This window comes from Paenarthrobacter sp. OM7, from assembly GCF_029873575.1.
Lineage (GTDB): Bacteria > Actinomycetota > Actinomycetes > Actinomycetales > Micrococcaceae > Arthrobacter.
Window position 1 is genome coordinate 3,551,364 of sequence record NZ_CP123579.1, and the last position, 16,725, is coordinate 3,568,088.

Here is a 16,725-nt window from a genome sequence, read left to right on the forward strand (position 1 = left end):
AAACATTACTGACCGGCCGTTCGGTAATATATACAGGGTACATGAATGCCCGGAGGAGTACAGCAGTTATTTTGCGGGACGCCCCTATCCGGGACGTCCCTGCGGGGAGGCTTAGCCCTTGCCGCCCAACTTCTTCGCCAACAACAGCGGCTTCTTGAGGAACTCCCCCACACTGGTCCGGGCAATGACCGTCTGGTTCAGGGCATCCAGCCGCTCCAGAACATGGTCCAGCTTGGCACCTGCCTCGTCGAGGCGACGCTCCTGCGCGCGGATGAGCTCTTCCTGTTCAGCCAGGACTCGGGTCAGGTACAGCATCCCACCGAGCCCTCCCTGTGCGACGCCATCGCGAAGATGCTCATCGCGGACCAAGGCATCGTAGCGGGCATGCTCGGCGGCCTTTGCGAAAATGCTGTTGCCGTCATGTCCCTCGGACTCCGGCCGTTGAGACCAAAACGCGAGCGGTTCGCCGTCGATGAACCCCACGCGCGAGTGGCTGAGGGTGCGCAAGTGGAACTCCCAGTCGCCCACCACCGGGAGGTCCTCGTTGTAGTAGCCCACAGCGTCGTGCAGGCTCCGGCGGTACAGGAAGGAAATGGGAACGGCCCGGTTGATCTTCAGCATGTCCGCAAGGGTGATCTGCTGCATACCCGCCCAGAAGAGCTCACGGCGGATCGGCTCAATCCGGTCCCCCACCAGTTCCTCGATGACGATCTCGGTCCGGACCATGACGCCGCTTTCGGCTCCATGCGCAGGCTCATCCAGGTAAGCCACGGTGCTCTCCAGGAAGTTCGGGGCCCAGAAGTCATCGTCATCATGGATCACAATGAACTCACCGGATCCGGCTTTGATACCCGCGTTCGACGCCGCTTCCATCCCCACGGACTCGGAATGGTGGAGCGTGGTGATCCGCTCCCGCTCGCCGTCGGCCCGCTGGGACGTGAGGCGATCGACGTCGGCCGGGTTGCCGCCGTCGTTCACAATCACCAACTCGAAGTCCTGGAACGTCTGGGCGAAAATGTCGTCCAAGGCCCGGGCCAGGAAAAGCGGGCGGTTCTTGGTTCGGGTCACGATGGTGACGCGGGCACCAGCATTCATGGCAGGTCCGTTCCGTTCGGCAAGTGTGATCAATTCTGCATGTTAGCAGCGCGCGGAAGCGCAGGGACCAGCTTCGCCCGAACCGCCGCGATCTCCAGCTCAGAGACGCCATTGGCCGCCAGGAAAGCCACCGCGTCGATCGAACCAAGGAAGTCCCGCAGGCCCGCCCGCCGCTGCGCCAACATGGCCTCAAGCTCGTCGTCAGAGAGGTACGGATCATGGGCGTGCGGGGCACCATGCGTTCGATGCCGCTCGTTGATCCCACGGGCGGCGAGCTCGTAGCCACGAACAATGTCCTCGTCACCCAAACCCGCCAGCCGCTGCAGCATCAGCGCGATCACCCCGCTGCGGTCCCTGCCCGCCGAACAATGAACCACCACCTTCCCCGGCGAAGAAGCTATTGCTTTGAAAACCGCCGCGATCTTCTCCCCGAAAAGGTGCAAATAGTCACCGTACTGCGCCGGGTCCTTCAGATACGGGCCGAACAACTCATTGAAGTCGCTGTGGTCCGGATCCTCAGTGGGGCAATGGACGACGTCGATACGCGCCTTCACGTCATCCGGCACCTCGGGATCGGTGTCGCGTTGGCGACGCTCCCGGGAGGCGCGGAGATCGATCACGGTGCGGACGCCGTCGTCGTACATCTGCTGCCAACCCGTCTCGGTGACCCATTCGTGCCGGCCCATCCGGTAGAGGTCCCCGGCAATTATCCAGGCGTTGACTGCACCGTCCCAGCGAACGGCTTGGTGAGCTGACGTGGTTCCTTCCATAGGAGCCAGCTAAGCACATTGAGGATAAGTGCGTGAGGGTACCGCCGAGGGGTTGGCTCTCGAGGATGGCAAGCACGGTTACTGCCGAAAGCCCACCCCTCGGCGAGGCTGCGCTATCGCTTGACGAGCTTATTCAGCTGCACGGAAGAAAGCATGACTGATGCGTAGGCTTGATGTCCGGCGTCGTTGGGGTGGAAGTTCGCGTCCAACAACGGCTGGGTCAGGTCCAGCACGATCCAGGGGTTGTCCGAATTCACCGCATGGCCCGTGAACCGTTTGGTGACGTCAACGAACACCGCAGAGGTGCCGCTTTCAGCTACAGCCTTGGCAATAGTGGCGTTGAGAGCGTCCACTGCCTGGTTGACGAGTATCTGGTTGGCTACCGGGACCACGGTGACTCCCCCCACCACGATGTCGCCCTTCGCTGGATCAAAAAGCCGGGGGTACCCCAGGACTACAAGGGTGGCGTTCGGCGCAGCCAGCTGGATTGACTGGTACGTGGCTTCCAGGGCCGCTTCGACAGTGCCGAGGTTCTGGATGATCCCGGCAACGATGACCGCGCACGTCTGTGTGTCGGGAGTGGAGCAGGCCTGCAACGCGAGCCCGCTTCCAGCATCCAGGGCACCGGCTGTGATGCTCACCAAATCCGTCTCGCTGTTGAGGGCGGTTCCACTCAGTTCCGCGATTTGCTGTGCGACGGGTGTGGAAGTTCCCACCGGCCCAAGAAACGCACCATGGCAAGCAGCATTATCAATAAGGGTTACCCGGGTGGAAGCGTCGACGATATCCACGTATCCGCCGGCGCTTTGCCAGCAGGGAACGGCTGGGAAAGGTCCGGCAAGATCGCCCGCTCCGGTCCCGGCCGTGTACGAGTCCCCCAGGGCTACGTAATCAACCGGAGTCGGCGGTGCGGCGCTGGCCGGACTGACCGTGAAGCCTAAACAAAGTGCCAAAATGGCGAGCCCGCCCGCAAGGGCCGTGTGCCGCCGTCGTACGTGATGAGTTGCCATGGTGAATCCCCTTTTTTAACCGCTCGATGGGGCTCCGGTTCCGCATGCGCGGAAGTCGCGGCTCGCCCACCAGTCGGCCGCGTACCGGGGCAATGTGTTGGCTAGATTACGCCTGCCGGGCAAGAGGGAAAAGACCTTTCCGGAACAGTCAGCGCTGCTTTGACAACCGGAACTCCAGTCCGTTGCGCACGGCGGGCCATTCGTGCTCGAGGATGGAAAAGACCACGGTGTCGCGCAGCGCTCCGTCGGCGCTGCGCGAGTGGTTCCGGAGGACGCCGTCCTGCTTGGCGCCGAGCCGGGCAATGGCTTCACGGGACTGGTGGTTCAGCCAATGCGTGCGGAACTCCACGGCCGGGCAGCCCAGTGTCTCGAAGGCGTGCCGCAGGAGCTGCAGCTTGGAATCCGGGTTGGTTCCCGTGCCGTGTGCAGACGCAGCGTTCCACGTCGAACCGATCTCCACGCGAGGGGTCGCGGCGTCGATGTTCATGTACGTCGTCATGCCGATGAGCTTGCCGGTGGCGTTGGAGCGCGTGGCGAAAGGCACCATGGAGCCTTTCGCCAACAAATCCAAGCGGCGATCGATTTCACCCGCCATGCCTTCCGGGGTGGGGACCGAGGTGTACCAAAGCTTCCAGAGGTCGCCGTCGCGGGCTGCATCCACCAGCCCATCATGGTGTTCCTGGCTCAACGGTTCCAGCGTCACGAATTTTCCGGTCAGGGTGATGGGTTCGATTGAAGTCACCCGGTTAGCCTAACCGTCCGCTGGCGTTAGTCTTTCCAGTCGAAGAAACCCTTGCCCGTCTTACGCCCGAGTTCACCCCGAGCCACTTTGTCGCGGAGGATCTGTGGCGGAGCGAAACGGTCACCCAACGTGGAATGCAGGTATTCGGCGATGCCCAGCCTGACGTCCAGGCCCACAATGTCGGTAGTTTTCAGGGGGCCCGTGGGGTGTTTGTAGCCAAGCACCATGGCGGCATCGATGTCTTCAGCCGATGCCACGCCTTCCTCCACCATGCGCATCGCTTCGAGGGCAATCGCCACACCCAGGCGCGAGGAAGCGAACCCGGGCGCGTCATTCACGACGACGGCGGTCTTGCCGAGTGCCTCAGTCCAGATTTTCGCCGCAACAGCGAGTTCGGGAGACGTCTCCTTGGCCAGCACCACCTCGATGAGGGTAGAGGCCGGGACTGGGTTGAAGAAGTGCAGCCCCACAAAGTTCCCCGGGCGCCGGAGTTCGTTGGCGAGGCCGGTGACGGAGAGCGAGGACGTGTTCGATGCCAGGAAAGCATCAGCGGACAAGTGCTCCTCCACAGCTTTCAGCGCCGACACTTTGAGGTCGTAGTCCTCAGGCACGGCCTCCACCACGAGGCCGCAGTGGATGAAGGATTCGTAGTCCGTGGAGGTGCTGAAACGGGACATCGCCTGGTCGGGGGTTTCGTTCAGGGTCCCGCGGGCAGCAGACTTGGCCACGGCCTCAGCAACGCGGCCCTGCGCTCCGGCCGCTGCCTCGTGATCGCGTTCCACCACAATCACAGTGGCTCCTTTGACGAGGAAGGCATGGGCGATGCCGGCACCCATCCGGCCTCCGCCCAATACTCCTACGACGTGCGGGATGGCGGGAGCTTCGGTCATTTCTGGGTCCTGTCGTTGTTGCCGGAAGTCGGAGCGGAGGTGGCGGACGCGTCCGTGTCTTGCGTAGCCTTCGCCGATTTTTTGTCCAGGAAAGCCTGCATCCGGTCAAACTTGGCTTGGGACTCAAAAAGGATTCCCTGGGCCAGTGTGTCGATCAGCGGGTGGGCTTCGGCCGGAGCGTGGAACACGGATTTGGTGATGCGCACCGCCAAGGGATCCTGGCGGCCGATCCGATCGGCCAGTTTGTGCGCAGCGTCCATGAGCTCGGGGGCTTCGTGGATTTCGGTGATGAGGCTGATCCGCAAGGCTTCCTCGGCGCGAAGCACGGCACCAGCCAGAAGGATTTCCTTGGCCTTTGGTTCACCCACGAGTTCCTTGAGCCGCCAGCTGGCACCTGCCGCGGCGAGGATTCCCAGGCCGGTTTCCGGGTTACCAATCCTGACGCTCGGAGTCCCGATGCGGAAGTCCGCCGCATAGGCGAGTTCAGCGCCCCCGCCCAGGCAGTACCCGTCCAAGGCCGCGATGACGGGCATGGGCAGCTTGGCGATCCGGACAAAGATGGTGGAGTTGATCCCCTGCAGGGCGTCGTCACGGCGTCGTTCGCGCAACTGCCCAATGTCGGCGCCGGAAGCGAACACCCCGTCCGTCCCGGCGATGATCAGTACTTTGGGGTTCCGCTCCAGTTCAGCACACACCTGGTGAAGCTCGTCCACCATGGTCTGGTCGATCGCGTTGCGGACCTCGGGACGGTTCAGCAGGACAGTGAGGCGGTCGTCGCGTTCCTCAAGCAGGAGGGTGGTGAAGTCTTCCGGGTTCAGTGCCATTACACGCCTTCCAGCAGCATTGCGGTACCCTGTCCAACGCCGATGCACATCGTGGCCAACCCCAGCTTCGGCCCGGAAACCGAGGCGAGTTCACGCTCCATGCGGCCCAGCAGCGTGATCGCGATCCGTGAGCCGCTGGAACCGAGAGGGTGCCCCAAACTGATGGCGCCGCCGTCGTTGTTCACAATTTCGAGATCCAGGCCGAGACGGCGCATGCTGGCCAGCGACTGCGTGGCGAAAGCTTCGTTGAGTTCCACCGCGCCCAACTGGTCCACGGTGAGCCCAGTGCGTGCCAGGATCTTTTGCGTGGCCGGGACGGGACCGATGCCCATGATCTCGGGCTCGCAACCCGCTGAAGCACCGTCGACGATACGGGCGCGGGGCACCAATCCGAACTTCTTGATGGCAGCTTCCGACGCGACAATGATGGCCGAGGCGCCGTCGTTGAGCGTGGACGAGTTGCCGGCCGTGACCACGGATCCGCCGGGCACAACGGGCCGCAACCCGGCCAGGACGTCCATGGTGGTGCCTTCGCGGGGTCCTTCGTCGGTGTCCACCACGGTCTCGGACTTCCGGGTCTTGACCGTCACGGGAACAATTTCTTCCTTGAAGCGACCGCCCGCAATGGCTGCCAGTGCGCGCTGGTGCGAACGGACGGCAAAGGCGTCAGCATCCTCACGTGAAATCTTGTCCACGCGGCCTACTTCCTCAGCCGTTTCCGGCATGGAATAGGTCATTTTGCCGTCGCGTGAGAGCTCGCCCTTGGTGAAGAGCGGGTTGGCGAAGCGCCAGCCGATGGAGGTGTCGAAGATCTGTCCGGGCTTGGCGAACGCCGTGGTGGGCTTCTCCTGAACCCACGGGGCGCGGCTCATGGATTCGACGCCGCCGGCCACCACGATGTCCGCGGCACCGGATTTGATCATGTGGCTGGCCATGATGATGGCGCTCAGGCCGGAGGCACACAGGCGGTTCACGGTGATGCCCGGAATGTGGAGGGGAAGTCCGGCAAGAATGGTGGCCATACGGGCCACGTTCCGGTTTTCCTCGCCTGCGCCGTTGGCGTTGCCGAGGATCACCTCGTCAATGGAGTCAGGATCGACGCCGGCACGCGCCACTGCTTCCCGGACCACCAGTGCTGCGAGATCGTCCGGGCGAACGGAGGACAGTGCCCCACCGTAGCGACCTACAGGCGTACGTGCGCCGCCAACAAGAAAAGCCTCGACCATGAGAACATCCTTCGCGAAAGTGAAAGGGACCGGTCTGGAATAATATACCGACCGTTCGTTCTATAAAGATTACACGGCCCGACGGGACGGTCAACAGCTGACGTCATCTGTTGACCGGCCCGCACAGGAACCGAAGCAGTACCGGAAGCCCGGGATCACACCACCCGGATCCCGAGGTGACCAGCCAGGAGGGGTGCCATGAGGCTGAGTTGGTAGTCATCGATAACAACCCCCGCCAGCCCGGCCAATCCGTTGATGCCGCGGAACTCCGAGGTCCGCAGATCAACATCCTTGAGCTTGGCCCCGGTAACGTCCAAGGTGCCGATAGTGCAATTCTTCAGGGCGATCCTGGTGCCTGCGCAGCCACCGAGATCCAGCTCGTTGATGATGCAGTCCGAGATCTGGAGGTCCATGAGCTTGGAGCCGCGCAGGTTCACATAGTCCAGCTTGCCGCCGTCGATCCGGACCGAGCGCCAGTTCCCCTCATACAGTTCAGCTGAGCCCCATCGAGGGTTGCTGATTTCCACGTCCTGCCAGGAGCTCCGCGCGGCGGTGAAGACCGGCGCGTACGGCTCGGCCAGAATGCACTCGCGGAACGTTGCACCCCGCAACTGCGCCTCATTGAAGGAGACACCGTTCAATTCGCATTCAATGAAGTCGGAGCCACTCAGCTCCTCTCCGTCGGCAGAAACCTTGGTCCACCTGACGCCGTCATACCGTTCGCCACGCTGGAAGTCCGGAGCGTCGTCGTCGCGCAATTCTTCCAAACGGAGCGGTGAAATCTTAGGGGCCGCAACCTTCGCAGCCGCCATCAGAGGGATTCCGCCTTTGCTGCGATCTCCGTCAGGTCCTTGGCGAGGGCCTTGCGCGTCATGCTCATGCCGATTTTCCCGAAGAGCGCCATACCTACCTTGCTGAGGAACGACGGCTTGAGAACCTCGGCGCCGAACGTCAGCGTAAGGTCCGTACCGCCGTCGCGCTCGGACAGGGTGAAGCGCGAGGTGTAGTCAGCGCCGCCCTGATGCGCCTTAACGGTAGTGCTGCGCGGCGGGTCAGCCTGGGAAACCCACATTTCGACGGTTTCCTGCTTGCCCATCATGGTCCTGGTTTCCTTCCAGCGCGTTCCTTCGCCGTACGGACCTTCGCTGAGCAACTGGACGGAGTCGATGCCGGAAAGTGTGCCGGCCGAGCCCGGGATGTCCGAGATAACGGCCCAGACTTTCTCCGGACCTGCCTTAATGTGCTGCGTCAGGGTGGTGGTGTGTTCCATACATCGAGCCTAGACCCGACCCCTGACAGTCCCAACCGAAAAGGCCTACGACGCCGGGCGCCCCTTCAGCACCTTTCGGAGCAGCACCACCGTGAGCCACGTGACCATAGCGCAGACACCAACACCCCAGGCGATGTCCGTCACGGCCACCAGTGCCGGGAAGTCCTTGAGGACAGCGAGCGCCGTCAGAGCCCAGGTTGCGTACGTGAAGAACCCAAACAGCGCGCCACCGAGAATCCGCCCGCGCAGCGCAATGTCCGCCTTCGCCGGCCGTACCCCGTAGTGCACGATCCCGGCAACGAAGACGAGGTAGAACAGCACAGCTGCGACGGGTTGCGGGCTGGCCGCCAGGAGGTGCCCCATCTGGCTCTGATACTGCCGCTGCGCCACGGTGACGATCCATACGACGTCGATCACGGCAAAGATCACCGCGGCCAGGGCGTAAGACAGGAGCCACCTTTTCATGGTGTGGCTCATCCCTGCCGCCGGGTGTCTGTGTAGAGGCTGTCAACGATATGGCGGGCTCGCTCGGTGAAGGCTCCGCGCTTGAGTTTCATGGTGGGTGTCACGATCCCGTTGGCTTCGGTGAGGTCAGTCAGCAGCAAGGCGAACCGGCGAACTTGCTCTGAGCGGGCGATTTTCGCATTGGCGGCACTGACGGCCTGGCCAATCACGGCGAGAAGCCGGACGTCGTCGACTTGGACTGCGCCGCCGTCATCGGGGATCCGGGGGCCCTTCAGATCGGATATCCCTTCGCGCTCAGCCCATGCGGCCAAGGATTCGGGGTCCAGGAGCACCAGCCCGCCGAGATAGGGTTTCCCCTCCCCCACCATCACGGCATGGGCCACCAGCGGGTCGCCTTCAACGTAGCCTTCCCAAATGGCCGGGGAGATCGTTTTCCCGCCGGCGGTGACAATCACGTCCTTGATCCGGCCCTTCAACGTGAGCCGGCCCAGATGGTCCAGCTCGCCGAGGTCCCCGGTCCGGAAGTAGCCGTCGACGAACGCGTCTGCGTTGTCTGCCTGCCGACGGTAGCCGGCAAAGACGCCCACACCGCGGGCCAGCACTTCACCTTGGTCTGAGAGACGCACGGTGGTACCGGGCATGGGGACGCCCACCGACCCCGAGTTGATGGCGCCCGGCAGGTTCCCCGTCAGGGGGGCTGTGGTTTCCGTCAGCCCGTAACCTTCGATCACGGGCAGCCCGAGGCCGCGGAAGAAGAGGGACAGTTCCGCATCCAGCGCGCCGGCGCCGGAGAGCAGGTAATCGAGCCGCCCGCCCACCAGTTTCCGCAGCCGGCCGTAAAAAAGACGGTCGAACAGAGCCCGGCGAATGCGGAGGCCTGCAGAGGCACGGACAGTAGGGTCGGCGTCGTGCGCTTCGGCAAACCGGCCCCACTCCACTGCCGTACTTTGCGCCGAAGCCCACACGCGCCCCAGCCGTTTTTGTGTTGCGGCGGCCGCGGCCGATGCCTGGATCTTCTGGAGGACCCGCGGGACCACCACCAAAAACGTGGGCTTCAACGCACCCAGCGCGGGCACCACGTCGCGGGGATCGGAAAGGTGGGCGATCCGCATGCCGTTGGCCAGGCAGATCAGCTGGAGCCCGCGCGCCAGGACATGGGCCATAGGCAGGAAGATGATGGTGTTCCCGCCCTCACGGACCACCTCGGTGTAGGCTCCTGCAACGTTCAGGACCTGCCCCACGAAGTTGCCGTGGGTGATCAGTGCACCCTTGGGCGCGGCCGTGGTGCCCGACGTATAGACAATGGTGGCCACGGTATTGAGGTCTGCCAGCAGGCGACGCTCCTCCACGGCGTGATCCGGGATTCCGGCGCCGCCCTCCACCAGGTCTGCCAGGTCCGCTCCGGGTCTGGCATCGATGGTCCAGATCCCCAAAGCCTCGATTCCAGCATCGTTGAAGCCTTGTTGCAGCAAAGCGGCGTGCTCTGCTGTGCCGCCCACAGCAAGCCTGACATCGGCGTCAGCCAGAATCGCCGTCACCTGCGGTGCCGCCGAGGTTTCATAGACAGGAACCACGACGGCGCCGGCGAACCAGGCGGCCATATCGGCCAGTGCCCATTCGTACCGTGTGGGGGACATGATGGCCAGGGATTCACCTGGCTGGATGCCTGCGGCGATGAAGCCTTTGGCCAGGGCCCGGACTTCTTCGACGAATTGTTCCGTGGTGACCTGCCGCCACGGATCGGTGATGGCAGCACCGGCCGAGCGGACTTCGAAAGCGATATGCCCTGGGCTTGTCCGCACGCGTTCCATGAGCAATTCGGTGGCATTGCGGTGGTTGGCGGCGTCAACCAGCGGCGGGGAGGTGAATTCTCTCAACGGGCACCCTCTGTTGATATCGACTGCAGGTGGTCCTGCATGAGGTTCAGGACGGCGTCGAGGAAGTCCGTGACGAAGGCCTGGCGTTCGGGGGGCAGTGCGTCCAACTGCTGGCTGGCGGCGGACAGCAATGGCAGCATCAGGTCCTTGACCTTGCCGGCTGCTGCGCTGGTGACGTTGACGCGCACTTGGCGCCGGTCTTCGGTACTGCGCATGCGTTCAACATAACCGTGTGATTCCAAGCGGCTGACCAGCGCAGTGGTGGTGGCCGCCGTCGCGCCCAGTTCCGCGGCAAGCGCTCCGACAGTGACGGGTCCGGAGTCCGCCAGGACGGTCAGCGCCCTGTAGTCAGTGAGGTTGAGGCCCAGCGTTCGGGCAACCTCACGTTCGGTCTCATTCGCGAGGCTGAAGAGACCTTGCAGGGTCCGGGAAGCCGGGTGGTCCAGCCCTCCGGTAGCCTTCTGATGGTTTTGCATGGTTATATAGTAATCAAATTAGATTGAACATCAAACAGGCTAGGTAAACCTCGATGAGACGTTACGGGGAACCACTGCGAAAGGAACCGCGCCGTGAAGGATTCAGACAGGAAGGGCCTGATTGCCCTTCCCGTAGTAGTGCTGCTGGGTGCGCTCGTCGCTTGGGCTGGAAGCCACCATGGGCAAGGCCTCGCTGGCATTCCCCTCTTTACGGCAGCAGTCGCCGCGGCCTTCATCATTCAATGGATCGTCTTCATCCCGTCCTTTAAAGCCCAGACGGAAAAGTTCTTCGACCTCACCGGCTCACTGACCTACGTGGTGATCACGGTGCTCCTGGTGCTGGCCACCCCCGGCATCGATGCACGCTCGCTGCTCCTCGCGGCCATGGTTACCGCGTGGGCCCTTCGCCTGGGCACCTTCCTGTCGCGGCGCATCCACAAAGCCGGCAAGGACGATCGCTTCGACGAGATCAAGCCCTCGTTCATCCGCTTCCTGAACGTCTGGACCATGCAGGGACTCTGGGTGGTCTTCACCGCGGCAGCGGCATGGGTGGCCATCACCAGCACCAACCGGGTGGCTTTGGACTGGCTGGCCATCGTCGGATTCGTGGTGTGGGCGGCAGGATTCGTCATCGAGATCGTGGCGGACCTGCAGAAGAGCCGGTTCAAGGCCAACCCTGCCAACAAGGGAAAGTTCATCTCCACCGGGCTGTGGTCCAAGTCCAGGCACCCCAATTACTTCGGCGAGATCCTGCTGTGGACCGGGGTAGCCATTATCGCGATTCCGGTGCTCCAAGGCTGGCAGTGGGTTGCGCTGATCTCCCCGATCTTCGTCACCCTCCTGCTCACCAAGGTCAGTGGCATTCCCCTTCTGGAGAAGAAGGCCGACAAGACCTGGGGCGGCGAAGCCGGGTACGAGGCCTACAAGAAGAGCACGCCGGTGTTAATCCCCAAGCTCGGCTAGTCCGCAGAGCAGGCCCCACAACACGAAACCCTCCCGTTGTGGGGCCCGCTCTGCACCCTTTGCGCCAGGAATAAGGCGCAAAGCGGGCCTCTCAACGCGAAAACGGCGCGTGCCCCCGGAAGGAGGCACGCGCCGTCGTACGTTTGAAACGCAGGAAACCAGACGAGTCTTAGCTGAACAGCTCGCTCTTGGGTTCGTTGTTCTTGACCTTCTGCCAGCCGAGCCACAGGACCAGGGCGAAGAACGGGATGGTCGCGAGGGTCCACAGGCCCAGCAGGAAGACCTCGCCGGTTTCCTTGTCGGTCATGGAATCGAAACCGATCAGCACGGTGATCGCCAGCAAGGCAATGAGCCCCACCCAGCTGGTCCACGGCGAACCGGGCATCGGCAGGCTGGAGACGTTGCCGCGCTTCTTCCGCAAGGCAATCTGGCTCGCGAAGATGGATCCCCAGGTGAAGATCACACCAATGGACGCGGTGTTCAGTGCGAGGTCGAACGCGTGCGAGCCGCCCAGCCAAATGTTGAGCAGGATGCCCGCAAGGTAGACGCCGCCGATCGCCAGGATAGCTGCGTACGGCACGTGGCGGGTGGACATCTTGGTGAGCCACTGCGGGGCGTGACCGTTGTTGGCCATGGTGCGGAAGATACGCCCGATCGAGTACAGGCCCGAGTTGCAGGAGGACAACGCGGCGGTGATGACGATCATGTTCATGACATCGCCCATCCAGCCAAGGCCCATCTGGCCGAACACAGTAACGAACGGCGAGGTGCCGGCCACGTACTGGTCGGACGGCAGCAGCATTGCGAGCAGCGTCACCGAACCAACGTAGAAGACCACAATACGGACCACGACGGCGCGGATCGCCTTGGGAACTTCGCGTTCCGGGTTTTCCATCTCACCTGCGGTGATACCAACGAGCTCGATGGCGTTGTAAGCGAAGATCACGGCGTTGAGGACCAGGATCATCACCAGCCCGCCCTTGGGGAACATGCCGCCGTCTTCGTGGAAGAGGTTGGCGACGGACGCGTTGCCGTCGCCCACCTTGGCGTTGGTGACAACCATGAAAGTGCCAACGGCCAGGAAGATCACGATCGCCGCGACCTTGAGGCAGGATGCCCAGAACTCGAACTCGCCGAACGCCTTGACGCTGAACAGGTTCACGGCAACCAGCAGCACCAATGCTGCGATCGCGGACAGTTCAATGGGCACGTTCGGGAAGAAGAACTGGAAGTACAGGCCGATGGCGATCAGCTCGGCAATGCCTGTCATGGCCCAGTTGATGAAGTACATCCAGCCGGAAAGGAACGCGCCCTTCTTGCCGAACATTTCGCCGGCGTAGCTCACGAAGGAGCCGGACGTCTGGCGGTACATGATGAGTTCGCCGAGGGCGCGCATCAGCAGGTAAGCGATGACGCCGGCAATGGCGTAGGAGAAGATCAGGGCCGGGCCGGTGGAGGCCAGGCGGCCACCGGCACCCATGAAGAGGCCGACGCCGATAGCGCCACCCATGGCGATCATGGTGACGTGGCGGCGGCTCAGGGTCTTCTGGTATCCCTCGGCGCTGAGGTTGGAGTCCGAGGCTGAAGATGAGGCCTTGGAGCTCTGGAGATCTGTGGGAGTACTTTGCGGCACAGCTGTTCCTTGTGGGTTGGGGTGTTGCTGTAGGTGTCACGCCCATGCCGGAACATAGGCGTCTTTGGCACACAAAATTCGAGCTTTTCCTCTTTGGAGGACCCGAAGTGTGACAAAGAACGCAGAACGCCGAAGCTTCGCGCAACCCGTCTATCTTACGGGATTAACCCGAATGCCCGTGACGCAGGCAACAAGGAGCCATGGACAAGGGCCAAAACCCGCTTGGAAATGGCTGCTGTTCAGCCCAGTTCCAGCACCACATTTCCGGCCTCATCTGCGAAAACCCTGTAGGCGCGCAGGGGGTTGGCGCCCGTGGTGGAGCACCCTGTTTGGAGTTCGAAAGCGTGTTGATGAAGGGGGCACACCACCACCTGCTGGTCGATGGTGCCGTCCGCGATCGGGCCGCCTTTGTGCGGGCAGACACCCGAGACGGCCCGCAGGTTTCCATCCCGCAAGCGGAACACCGCCACCTGCTCGCCGTCGATTCCAAACGCCCGGCCTTCACCGAACGGAATTTGGTCAACGGGACCAAGGACGCGATGGGCCTTCGATCCAGCGGCAGATACTGACCCGGCACTCACTGGCTGCGCGCTCATCGGACCGGCACCTGCGGCAGGACTGTCAAGGGCAGGGAGGTCCGGAACTGGCCGGGCGTCAGCGGATCATCGCGTTCGCTCCAAGGATCCACATAACTGTCCACCGAGGTTTGCATGGAAGCATCCAAATGGGCCGCGATCCCCTCGGAATCGTCCAGGATGACGCTGCGGATGTGCTCGATCCCTACGCGCGGCACAAACGCATACGTCCGCTCCAGCCAGTTGGCGTTCTCCCTGTAGTACTGCATGAACCGGCCTGTCAGGAGGGTCACCTCTTCCGAAGTGTCCACTGTCGCGAGGAGATCGCCCTTGCGGATATGGGCGCCCGCGGCTCCGCCGATGTAAATTTCCCAGCGGCCACCTTCCACGGCCACTACTCCCACATCCTTGACCAGGGACTCCGCACAGTTACGGGGGCAGCCGGAGACAGCGAGTTTCAGCTTGGCCGGCGCTTCAATTCCCTGGAACCTGGACTCCAACCCGATCCCCAATCCCGTGGAATCCCCTGTTCCGAACCGGCAATAGTCCTTCCCAACACACGTCTTGACCGTGCGGAAGCTCTTGCCGTAGGCGTACCCGGAGGGCATGTCCAGATCTGCCCAAACCTGTGGAAGCTCTTCCTTAGGCACCCCCAGGAGGTCGATCCTTTGCCCGCCGGTCAGCTTGATCAGGGGAATCTTGTGCTTCTCGGCGACGTCCGCGATCCGCCGGAGCTGCTGCACCGAAGTCACCCCGCCTTTCATCTGCGGGATCACGGAGAATGTGCCGTCGCGCTGGATGTTGGCGTGGACCCGGTCGTTGATGAACCGGGCGTCGCGTTCGTCCACGTAGTCCCCGGCCAGCATCATTTTCATCAACGACGCCAGCCCCATCTTGGATTTGGCATCCTCAGCACTGCCCGGAGCCAAAGCGGCAAAGACCTCTGACACGGAGCGGAGCCCGCGGGCCCGGATCTCCGCCATCAGGGAAGCCTTGTCCAACGGAATTCCGGGAACGTAGTAGGTGGCTGCCGGGTCTTCCTCCACAGCACCCCCGGCGGCCCACTCCACCACTTGGGTCACCATGAGCTTGCACGAGCCGCAGCCCTTCCCAGCCCGGGTAGCGTCCATGGCAGCGGACACCGATGTGCACCCACCGTGGACCGCGGACACCAACGCCCCCTTGGAAACGCCGTTGCAATTGCAGACCTGGGCGCTGTCCGCCAGCTCGGCAACGCTCTCTTCCTCCCCCGGTGACCCGAGGTCGAACATCAGCGAGAGCCGCTCCTGAGGAAGGGGCAGGCCTTGATCAAAAGCCTGGGTCAGGTAGGCCACCTTACGGCTGTCACCCAGCAGGGTGGCGCCCACCATCTTGTTGTCCCGGATCACGATCGACTTGTACACACCACGGCTGGGTTCCGAGAACACAATGTGCTCGTCGCTGTCCCGTTCCGGGCCATGAAGTCCCATGGAAGCGACGTCGACGCCGGCCACCTTCAGCTTGGTGGCGGTCCTGGACCCCAGATATATCGAGGAGCGGTCCACGCCCGTGACATGGTCGGCCAGCACGGCGGCCTGTTCCCACAAAGGCGCCACCAGCCCGTACACCTCGCCGCGGTGCTGGACGCACTCCCCCACGGCAAAAATCTCCTCTTCGTCCATCACCCGCAGGTGGTCATCCACCACAATTCCGCGCTCCACTGCCAAACCACTGACGACGGCGACATCCACGTTGGGTCTGATGCCTGCGGTGACCACCACCATGTCGCAGTCGAGGTTGGGCTGATCGCGCAGGGCCACCCCGATGATGCGGTCCGAGCCCAGGATCGCCGTGGTCCGGCTTCCGGTGTGCACCGCGATGCCCAGCGCCTCAACGCTTCTCCGCAGTATTGCACCGCCGTCGGGCCCCATCTGGGCGCTCATCAGATGACTACCCGAGTGGACCACGGCGACGTCCAGGCCATGGGCCTGCAACCCCCGCGCTGCCTCCAGCCCCAGCAATCCGCCGCCGATCACCACCACCTTGCCTTGCTGATCGTGCTGGAGCCCGTGTTGGGCACACTGGATCATCCTTCGGGTGTCGTCCATGGTCCGGAAGGTGAAGACCCCATGCCGCACCGTTCCGCTGGGCGTGTAGATGCCGTCCATGGGTGGCAGGAAGGAACGGCTGCCCGTGGCAATGATCAAGTAGTCGTACTGGACCACGCGGCCATCGGCGGCGAAGACATGCCGGCTGAACTTATCGATCCGATCCACACGGACCCCGGCGTGGAGGGTGATGTTGTTGTCCTGGTACCAAGGCAGGTCATTGAGGAAGATGTCCGCATCGCTTTCCTCACCGGACAGGACGTGGCTGAGCATGATCCGGTTGTAATTCCCGTACGGCTCGTCGCCGAACATGGTGATCTCAAACAGATCCGCGCCACCCCTGGCCAGGATTTCCTCCACAGCCCGGCCGCCGGCCATGCCGTTTCCGATCACTACCAGCCGCTTTTTCATCAGTGCTCCACCATGCCCAGATCCACCACCACGGTTCCCCGCACCCCGGCAGGGGCCACGATGAACAGTTCGATCACGGACCCGCCTTCGGTGTCTTCCACCACCCTGAGCGGGATGTGGACATCGCCCTTGGCCCCGATGGGGAAATAGCGGAGGGGAATGCGGTCCCGCATCAACACCACGGTGATCAGTTCAGGGCTGGAGTTGCCGCCACGGAAGTACAGCGTCTGGTTGACCACGCCATCCGGAACAAAGTGCGAGAGTTCGGCGTGGATGGGAACCGGTTTATCCAGCCCGGTTCCTTCAAAGTGGTAGATGCCCTGCAGGAAGAGATTCTGGATGATCACGGGAAAAGTCCTTTCGGCCGGTTCCCTTCCCATGGTGCTCCGCCGTTGTTTCGGGACGCTCGAT

Annotated in this window: 17 protein-coding genes; 1 reads left to right on the top strand and 16 read right to left on the bottom strand. The window is 62.9% G+C overall.

Annotation, left to right across the window (positions count from 1 at the left end):
• Positions 1 to 111: 111 nt before the first annotated feature.
• From QEH68_RS16325 to QEH68_RS16380, 12 genes are all read right to left on the bottom strand, one after another.
• Complete coding sequence (locus QEH68_RS16325) at positions 112 to 1,128, bottom strand: glycosyltransferase family 2 protein (RefSeq protein ID WP_242703379.1); 1,017 nt, start codon at positions 1,126 to 1,128, stop codon at positions 112 to 114.
• Positions 1,125 to 1,865, bottom strand: a complete 741-nt coding sequence (locus tag QEH68_RS16330; protein ID WP_280623425.1) for a tyrosine-protein phosphatase — start codon at positions 1,863 to 1,865, stop codon at positions 1,125 to 1,127. Before QEH68_RS16330 ends, QEH68_RS16325 begins: the two co-directional genes overlap by 4 nt.
• A 113-nt stretch (positions 1,866 to 1,978) precedes the next feature.
• The gene (locus tag QEH68_RS16335) at positions 1,979 to 2,875 is read right to left on the bottom strand and encodes an SGNH/GDSL hydrolase family protein (protein WP_280623426.1); all 897 of its coding nucleotides are present in this window, start codon (positions 2,873 to 2,875) and stop codon (positions 1,979 to 1,981) included.
• Positions 2,876 to 3,023: 148 nt separating this feature from the next.
• Positions 3,024 to 3,617: a GNAT family protein gene (locus QEH68_RS16340; RefSeq protein WP_280623427.1), complete on the bottom strand. Its 594-nt coding sequence runs from the start codon at positions 3,615 to 3,617 to the stop codon at positions 3,024 to 3,026.
• Between the two features lie 26 nt (positions 3,618 to 3,643).
• Positions 3,644 to 4,507, bottom strand: a complete 864-nt coding sequence (locus tag QEH68_RS16345) for a 3-hydroxyacyl-CoA dehydrogenase family protein (protein WP_207594457.1) — start codon at positions 4,505 to 4,507, stop codon at positions 3,644 to 3,646.
• Positions 4,504 to 5,331 (bottom strand): enoyl-CoA hydratase/isomerase family protein, encoded by an 828-nt coding sequence (locus QEH68_RS16350; RefSeq protein ID WP_280623428.1) that lies wholly within the window; start codon positions 5,329 to 5,331, stop codon positions 4,504 to 4,506. Before QEH68_RS16350 ends, QEH68_RS16345 begins: the two co-directional genes overlap by 4 nt.
• Positions 5,331 to 6,557 (bottom strand): acetyl-CoA C-acyltransferase, encoded by a 1,227-nt coding sequence (locus QEH68_RS16355; protein WP_280623429.1) that lies wholly within the window; start codon positions 6,555 to 6,557, stop codon positions 5,331 to 5,333. Before QEH68_RS16355 ends, QEH68_RS16350 begins: the two co-directional genes overlap by 1 nt.
• A gap of 155 nt (positions 6,558 to 6,712) precedes the next feature.
• Positions 6,713 to 7,369: a pentapeptide repeat-containing protein gene (locus tag QEH68_RS16360; RefSeq protein WP_207594460.1), complete on the bottom strand. Its 657-nt coding sequence runs from the start codon at positions 7,367 to 7,369 to the stop codon at positions 6,713 to 6,715.
• Positions 7,369 to 7,827, bottom strand: coding sequence for an SRPBCC family protein (locus QEH68_RS16365; RefSeq protein WP_280623430.1), 459 nt, complete (start codon positions 7,825 to 7,827; stop codon positions 7,369 to 7,371). Before QEH68_RS16365 ends, QEH68_RS16360 begins: the two co-directional genes overlap by 1 nt.
• A 45-nt stretch (positions 7,828 to 7,872) precedes the next feature.
• Positions 7,873 to 8,292: a DUF2177 family protein gene (locus QEH68_RS16370; RefSeq protein WP_280623431.1), complete on the bottom strand. Its 420-nt coding sequence runs from the start codon at positions 8,290 to 8,292 to the stop codon at positions 7,873 to 7,875.
• A gap of 8 nt (positions 8,293 to 8,300) precedes the next feature.
• Positions 8,301 to 10,169 carry an AMP-dependent synthetase/ligase gene (locus QEH68_RS16375; protein WP_280623432.1) on the bottom strand — a complete coding sequence of 623 codons (1,869 nt, stop codon included), beginning with the start codon at positions 10,167 to 10,169 and terminating at the stop codon, positions 8,301 to 8,303.
• Positions 10,166 to 10,645, bottom strand: a complete 480-nt coding sequence (locus QEH68_RS16380; protein ID WP_207594464.1) for a MarR family transcriptional regulator — start codon at positions 10,643 to 10,645, stop codon at positions 10,166 to 10,168. Before QEH68_RS16380 ends, QEH68_RS16375 begins: the two co-directional genes overlap by 4 nt.
• Before the next feature lie 93 nt (positions 10,646 to 10,738).
• On the opposite strand from QEH68_RS16380, the gene QEH68_RS16385 reads away from it, so the two are divergent.
• On the top strand, positions 10,739 to 11,608 hold the full coding sequence (locus tag QEH68_RS16385) for a DUF1295 domain-containing protein (RefSeq protein WP_280623433.1): 870 nt from the start codon (positions 10,739 to 10,741) through the stop codon (positions 11,606 to 11,608).
• Between the two features lie 169 nt (positions 11,609 to 11,777).
• Here QEH68_RS16385 and QEH68_RS16390 read toward each other — a convergent pair whose 3' ends face one another.
• From QEH68_RS16390 to QEH68_RS16405, 4 genes are all read right to left on the bottom strand, one after another.
• Positions 11,778 to 13,241 carry an amino acid permease gene (locus QEH68_RS16390; RefSeq protein WP_280623434.1) on the bottom strand — a complete coding sequence of 488 codons (1,464 nt, stop codon included), beginning with the start codon at positions 13,239 to 13,241 and terminating at the stop codon, positions 11,778 to 11,780.
• Positions 13,242 to 13,480: 239 nt separating this feature from the next.
• On the bottom strand, positions 13,481 to 13,837 hold the full coding sequence (locus QEH68_RS16395; RefSeq protein ID WP_207594467.1) for a Rieske (2Fe-2S) protein: 357 nt from the start codon (positions 13,835 to 13,837) through the stop codon (positions 13,481 to 13,483).
• A complete protein-coding gene (gene nirB / locus QEH68_RS16400; protein WP_280623435.1) occupies positions 13,834 to 16,314 on the bottom strand; it encodes a nitrite reductase large subunit NirB in 2,481 nt (826 codons plus the stop codon). The genes QEH68_RS16395 and nirB overlap by 4 nt, the downstream gene beginning before the upstream one ends.
• Positions 16,314 to 16,661, bottom strand: coding sequence for a molybdopterin oxidoreductase (locus QEH68_RS16405; protein WP_089596049.1), 348 nt, complete (start codon positions 16,659 to 16,661; stop codon positions 16,314 to 16,316). Before QEH68_RS16405 ends, nirB begins: the two co-directional genes overlap by 1 nt.
• Between the last annotated feature and the right edge of the window lie 64 nt (positions 16,662 to 16,725).

What these genes read in the sequence shown, in the direction of transcription:
- QEH68_RS16365 (WP_280623430.1), bottom strand. Translation starts at nt 7,827, where the DNA reads ATGGAACACACCACCACCCTGACGCAGCACATTAAGGCAGGTCCGGAG.
- QEH68_RS16345 (WP_207594457.1), bottom strand. Translation starts at nt 4,507, where the DNA reads ATGACCGAAGCTCCCGCCATCCCGCACGTCGTAGGAGTATTGGGCGGA.
- QEH68_RS16370 (WP_280623431.1), bottom strand. Translation starts at nt 8,292, where the DNA reads ATGAAAAGGTGGCTCCTGTCTTACGCCCTGGCCGCGGTGATCTTTGCC.
- QEH68_RS16360 (WP_207594460.1), bottom strand. Translation starts at nt 7,369, where the DNA reads ATGGCGGCTGCGAAGGTTGCGGCCCCTAAGATTTCACCGCTCCGTTTG.
- QEH68_RS16350 (WP_280623428.1), bottom strand. Translation starts at nt 5,331, where the DNA reads ATGGCACTGAACCCGGAAGACTTCACCACCCTCCTGCTTGAGGAACGC.
- nirB (WP_280623435.1), bottom strand. Translation starts at nt 16,314, where the DNA reads ATGAAAAAGCGGCTGGTAGTGATCGGAAACGGCATGGCCGGCGGCCGG.
- QEH68_RS16330 (WP_280623425.1), bottom strand. Translation starts at nt 1,865, where the DNA reads ATGGAAGGAACCACGTCAGCTCACCAAGCCGTTCGCTGGGACGGTGCA.
- QEH68_RS16380 (WP_207594464.1), bottom strand. Translation starts at nt 10,645, where the DNA reads ATGCAAAACCATCAGAAGGCTACCGGAGGGCTGGACCACCCGGCTTCC.
- QEH68_RS16355 (WP_280623429.1), bottom strand. Translation starts at nt 6,557, where the DNA reads ATGGTCGAGGCTTTTCTTGTTGGCGGCGCACGTACGCCTGTAGGTCGC.
- QEH68_RS16335 (WP_280623426.1), bottom strand. Translation starts at nt 2,875, where the DNA reads ATGGCAACTCATCACGTACGACGGCGGCACACGGCCCTTGCGGGCGGG.
- QEH68_RS16395 (WP_207594467.1), bottom strand. Translation starts at nt 13,837, where the DNA reads ATGAGCGCGCAGCCAGTGAGTGCCGGGTCAGTATCTGCCGCTGGATCG.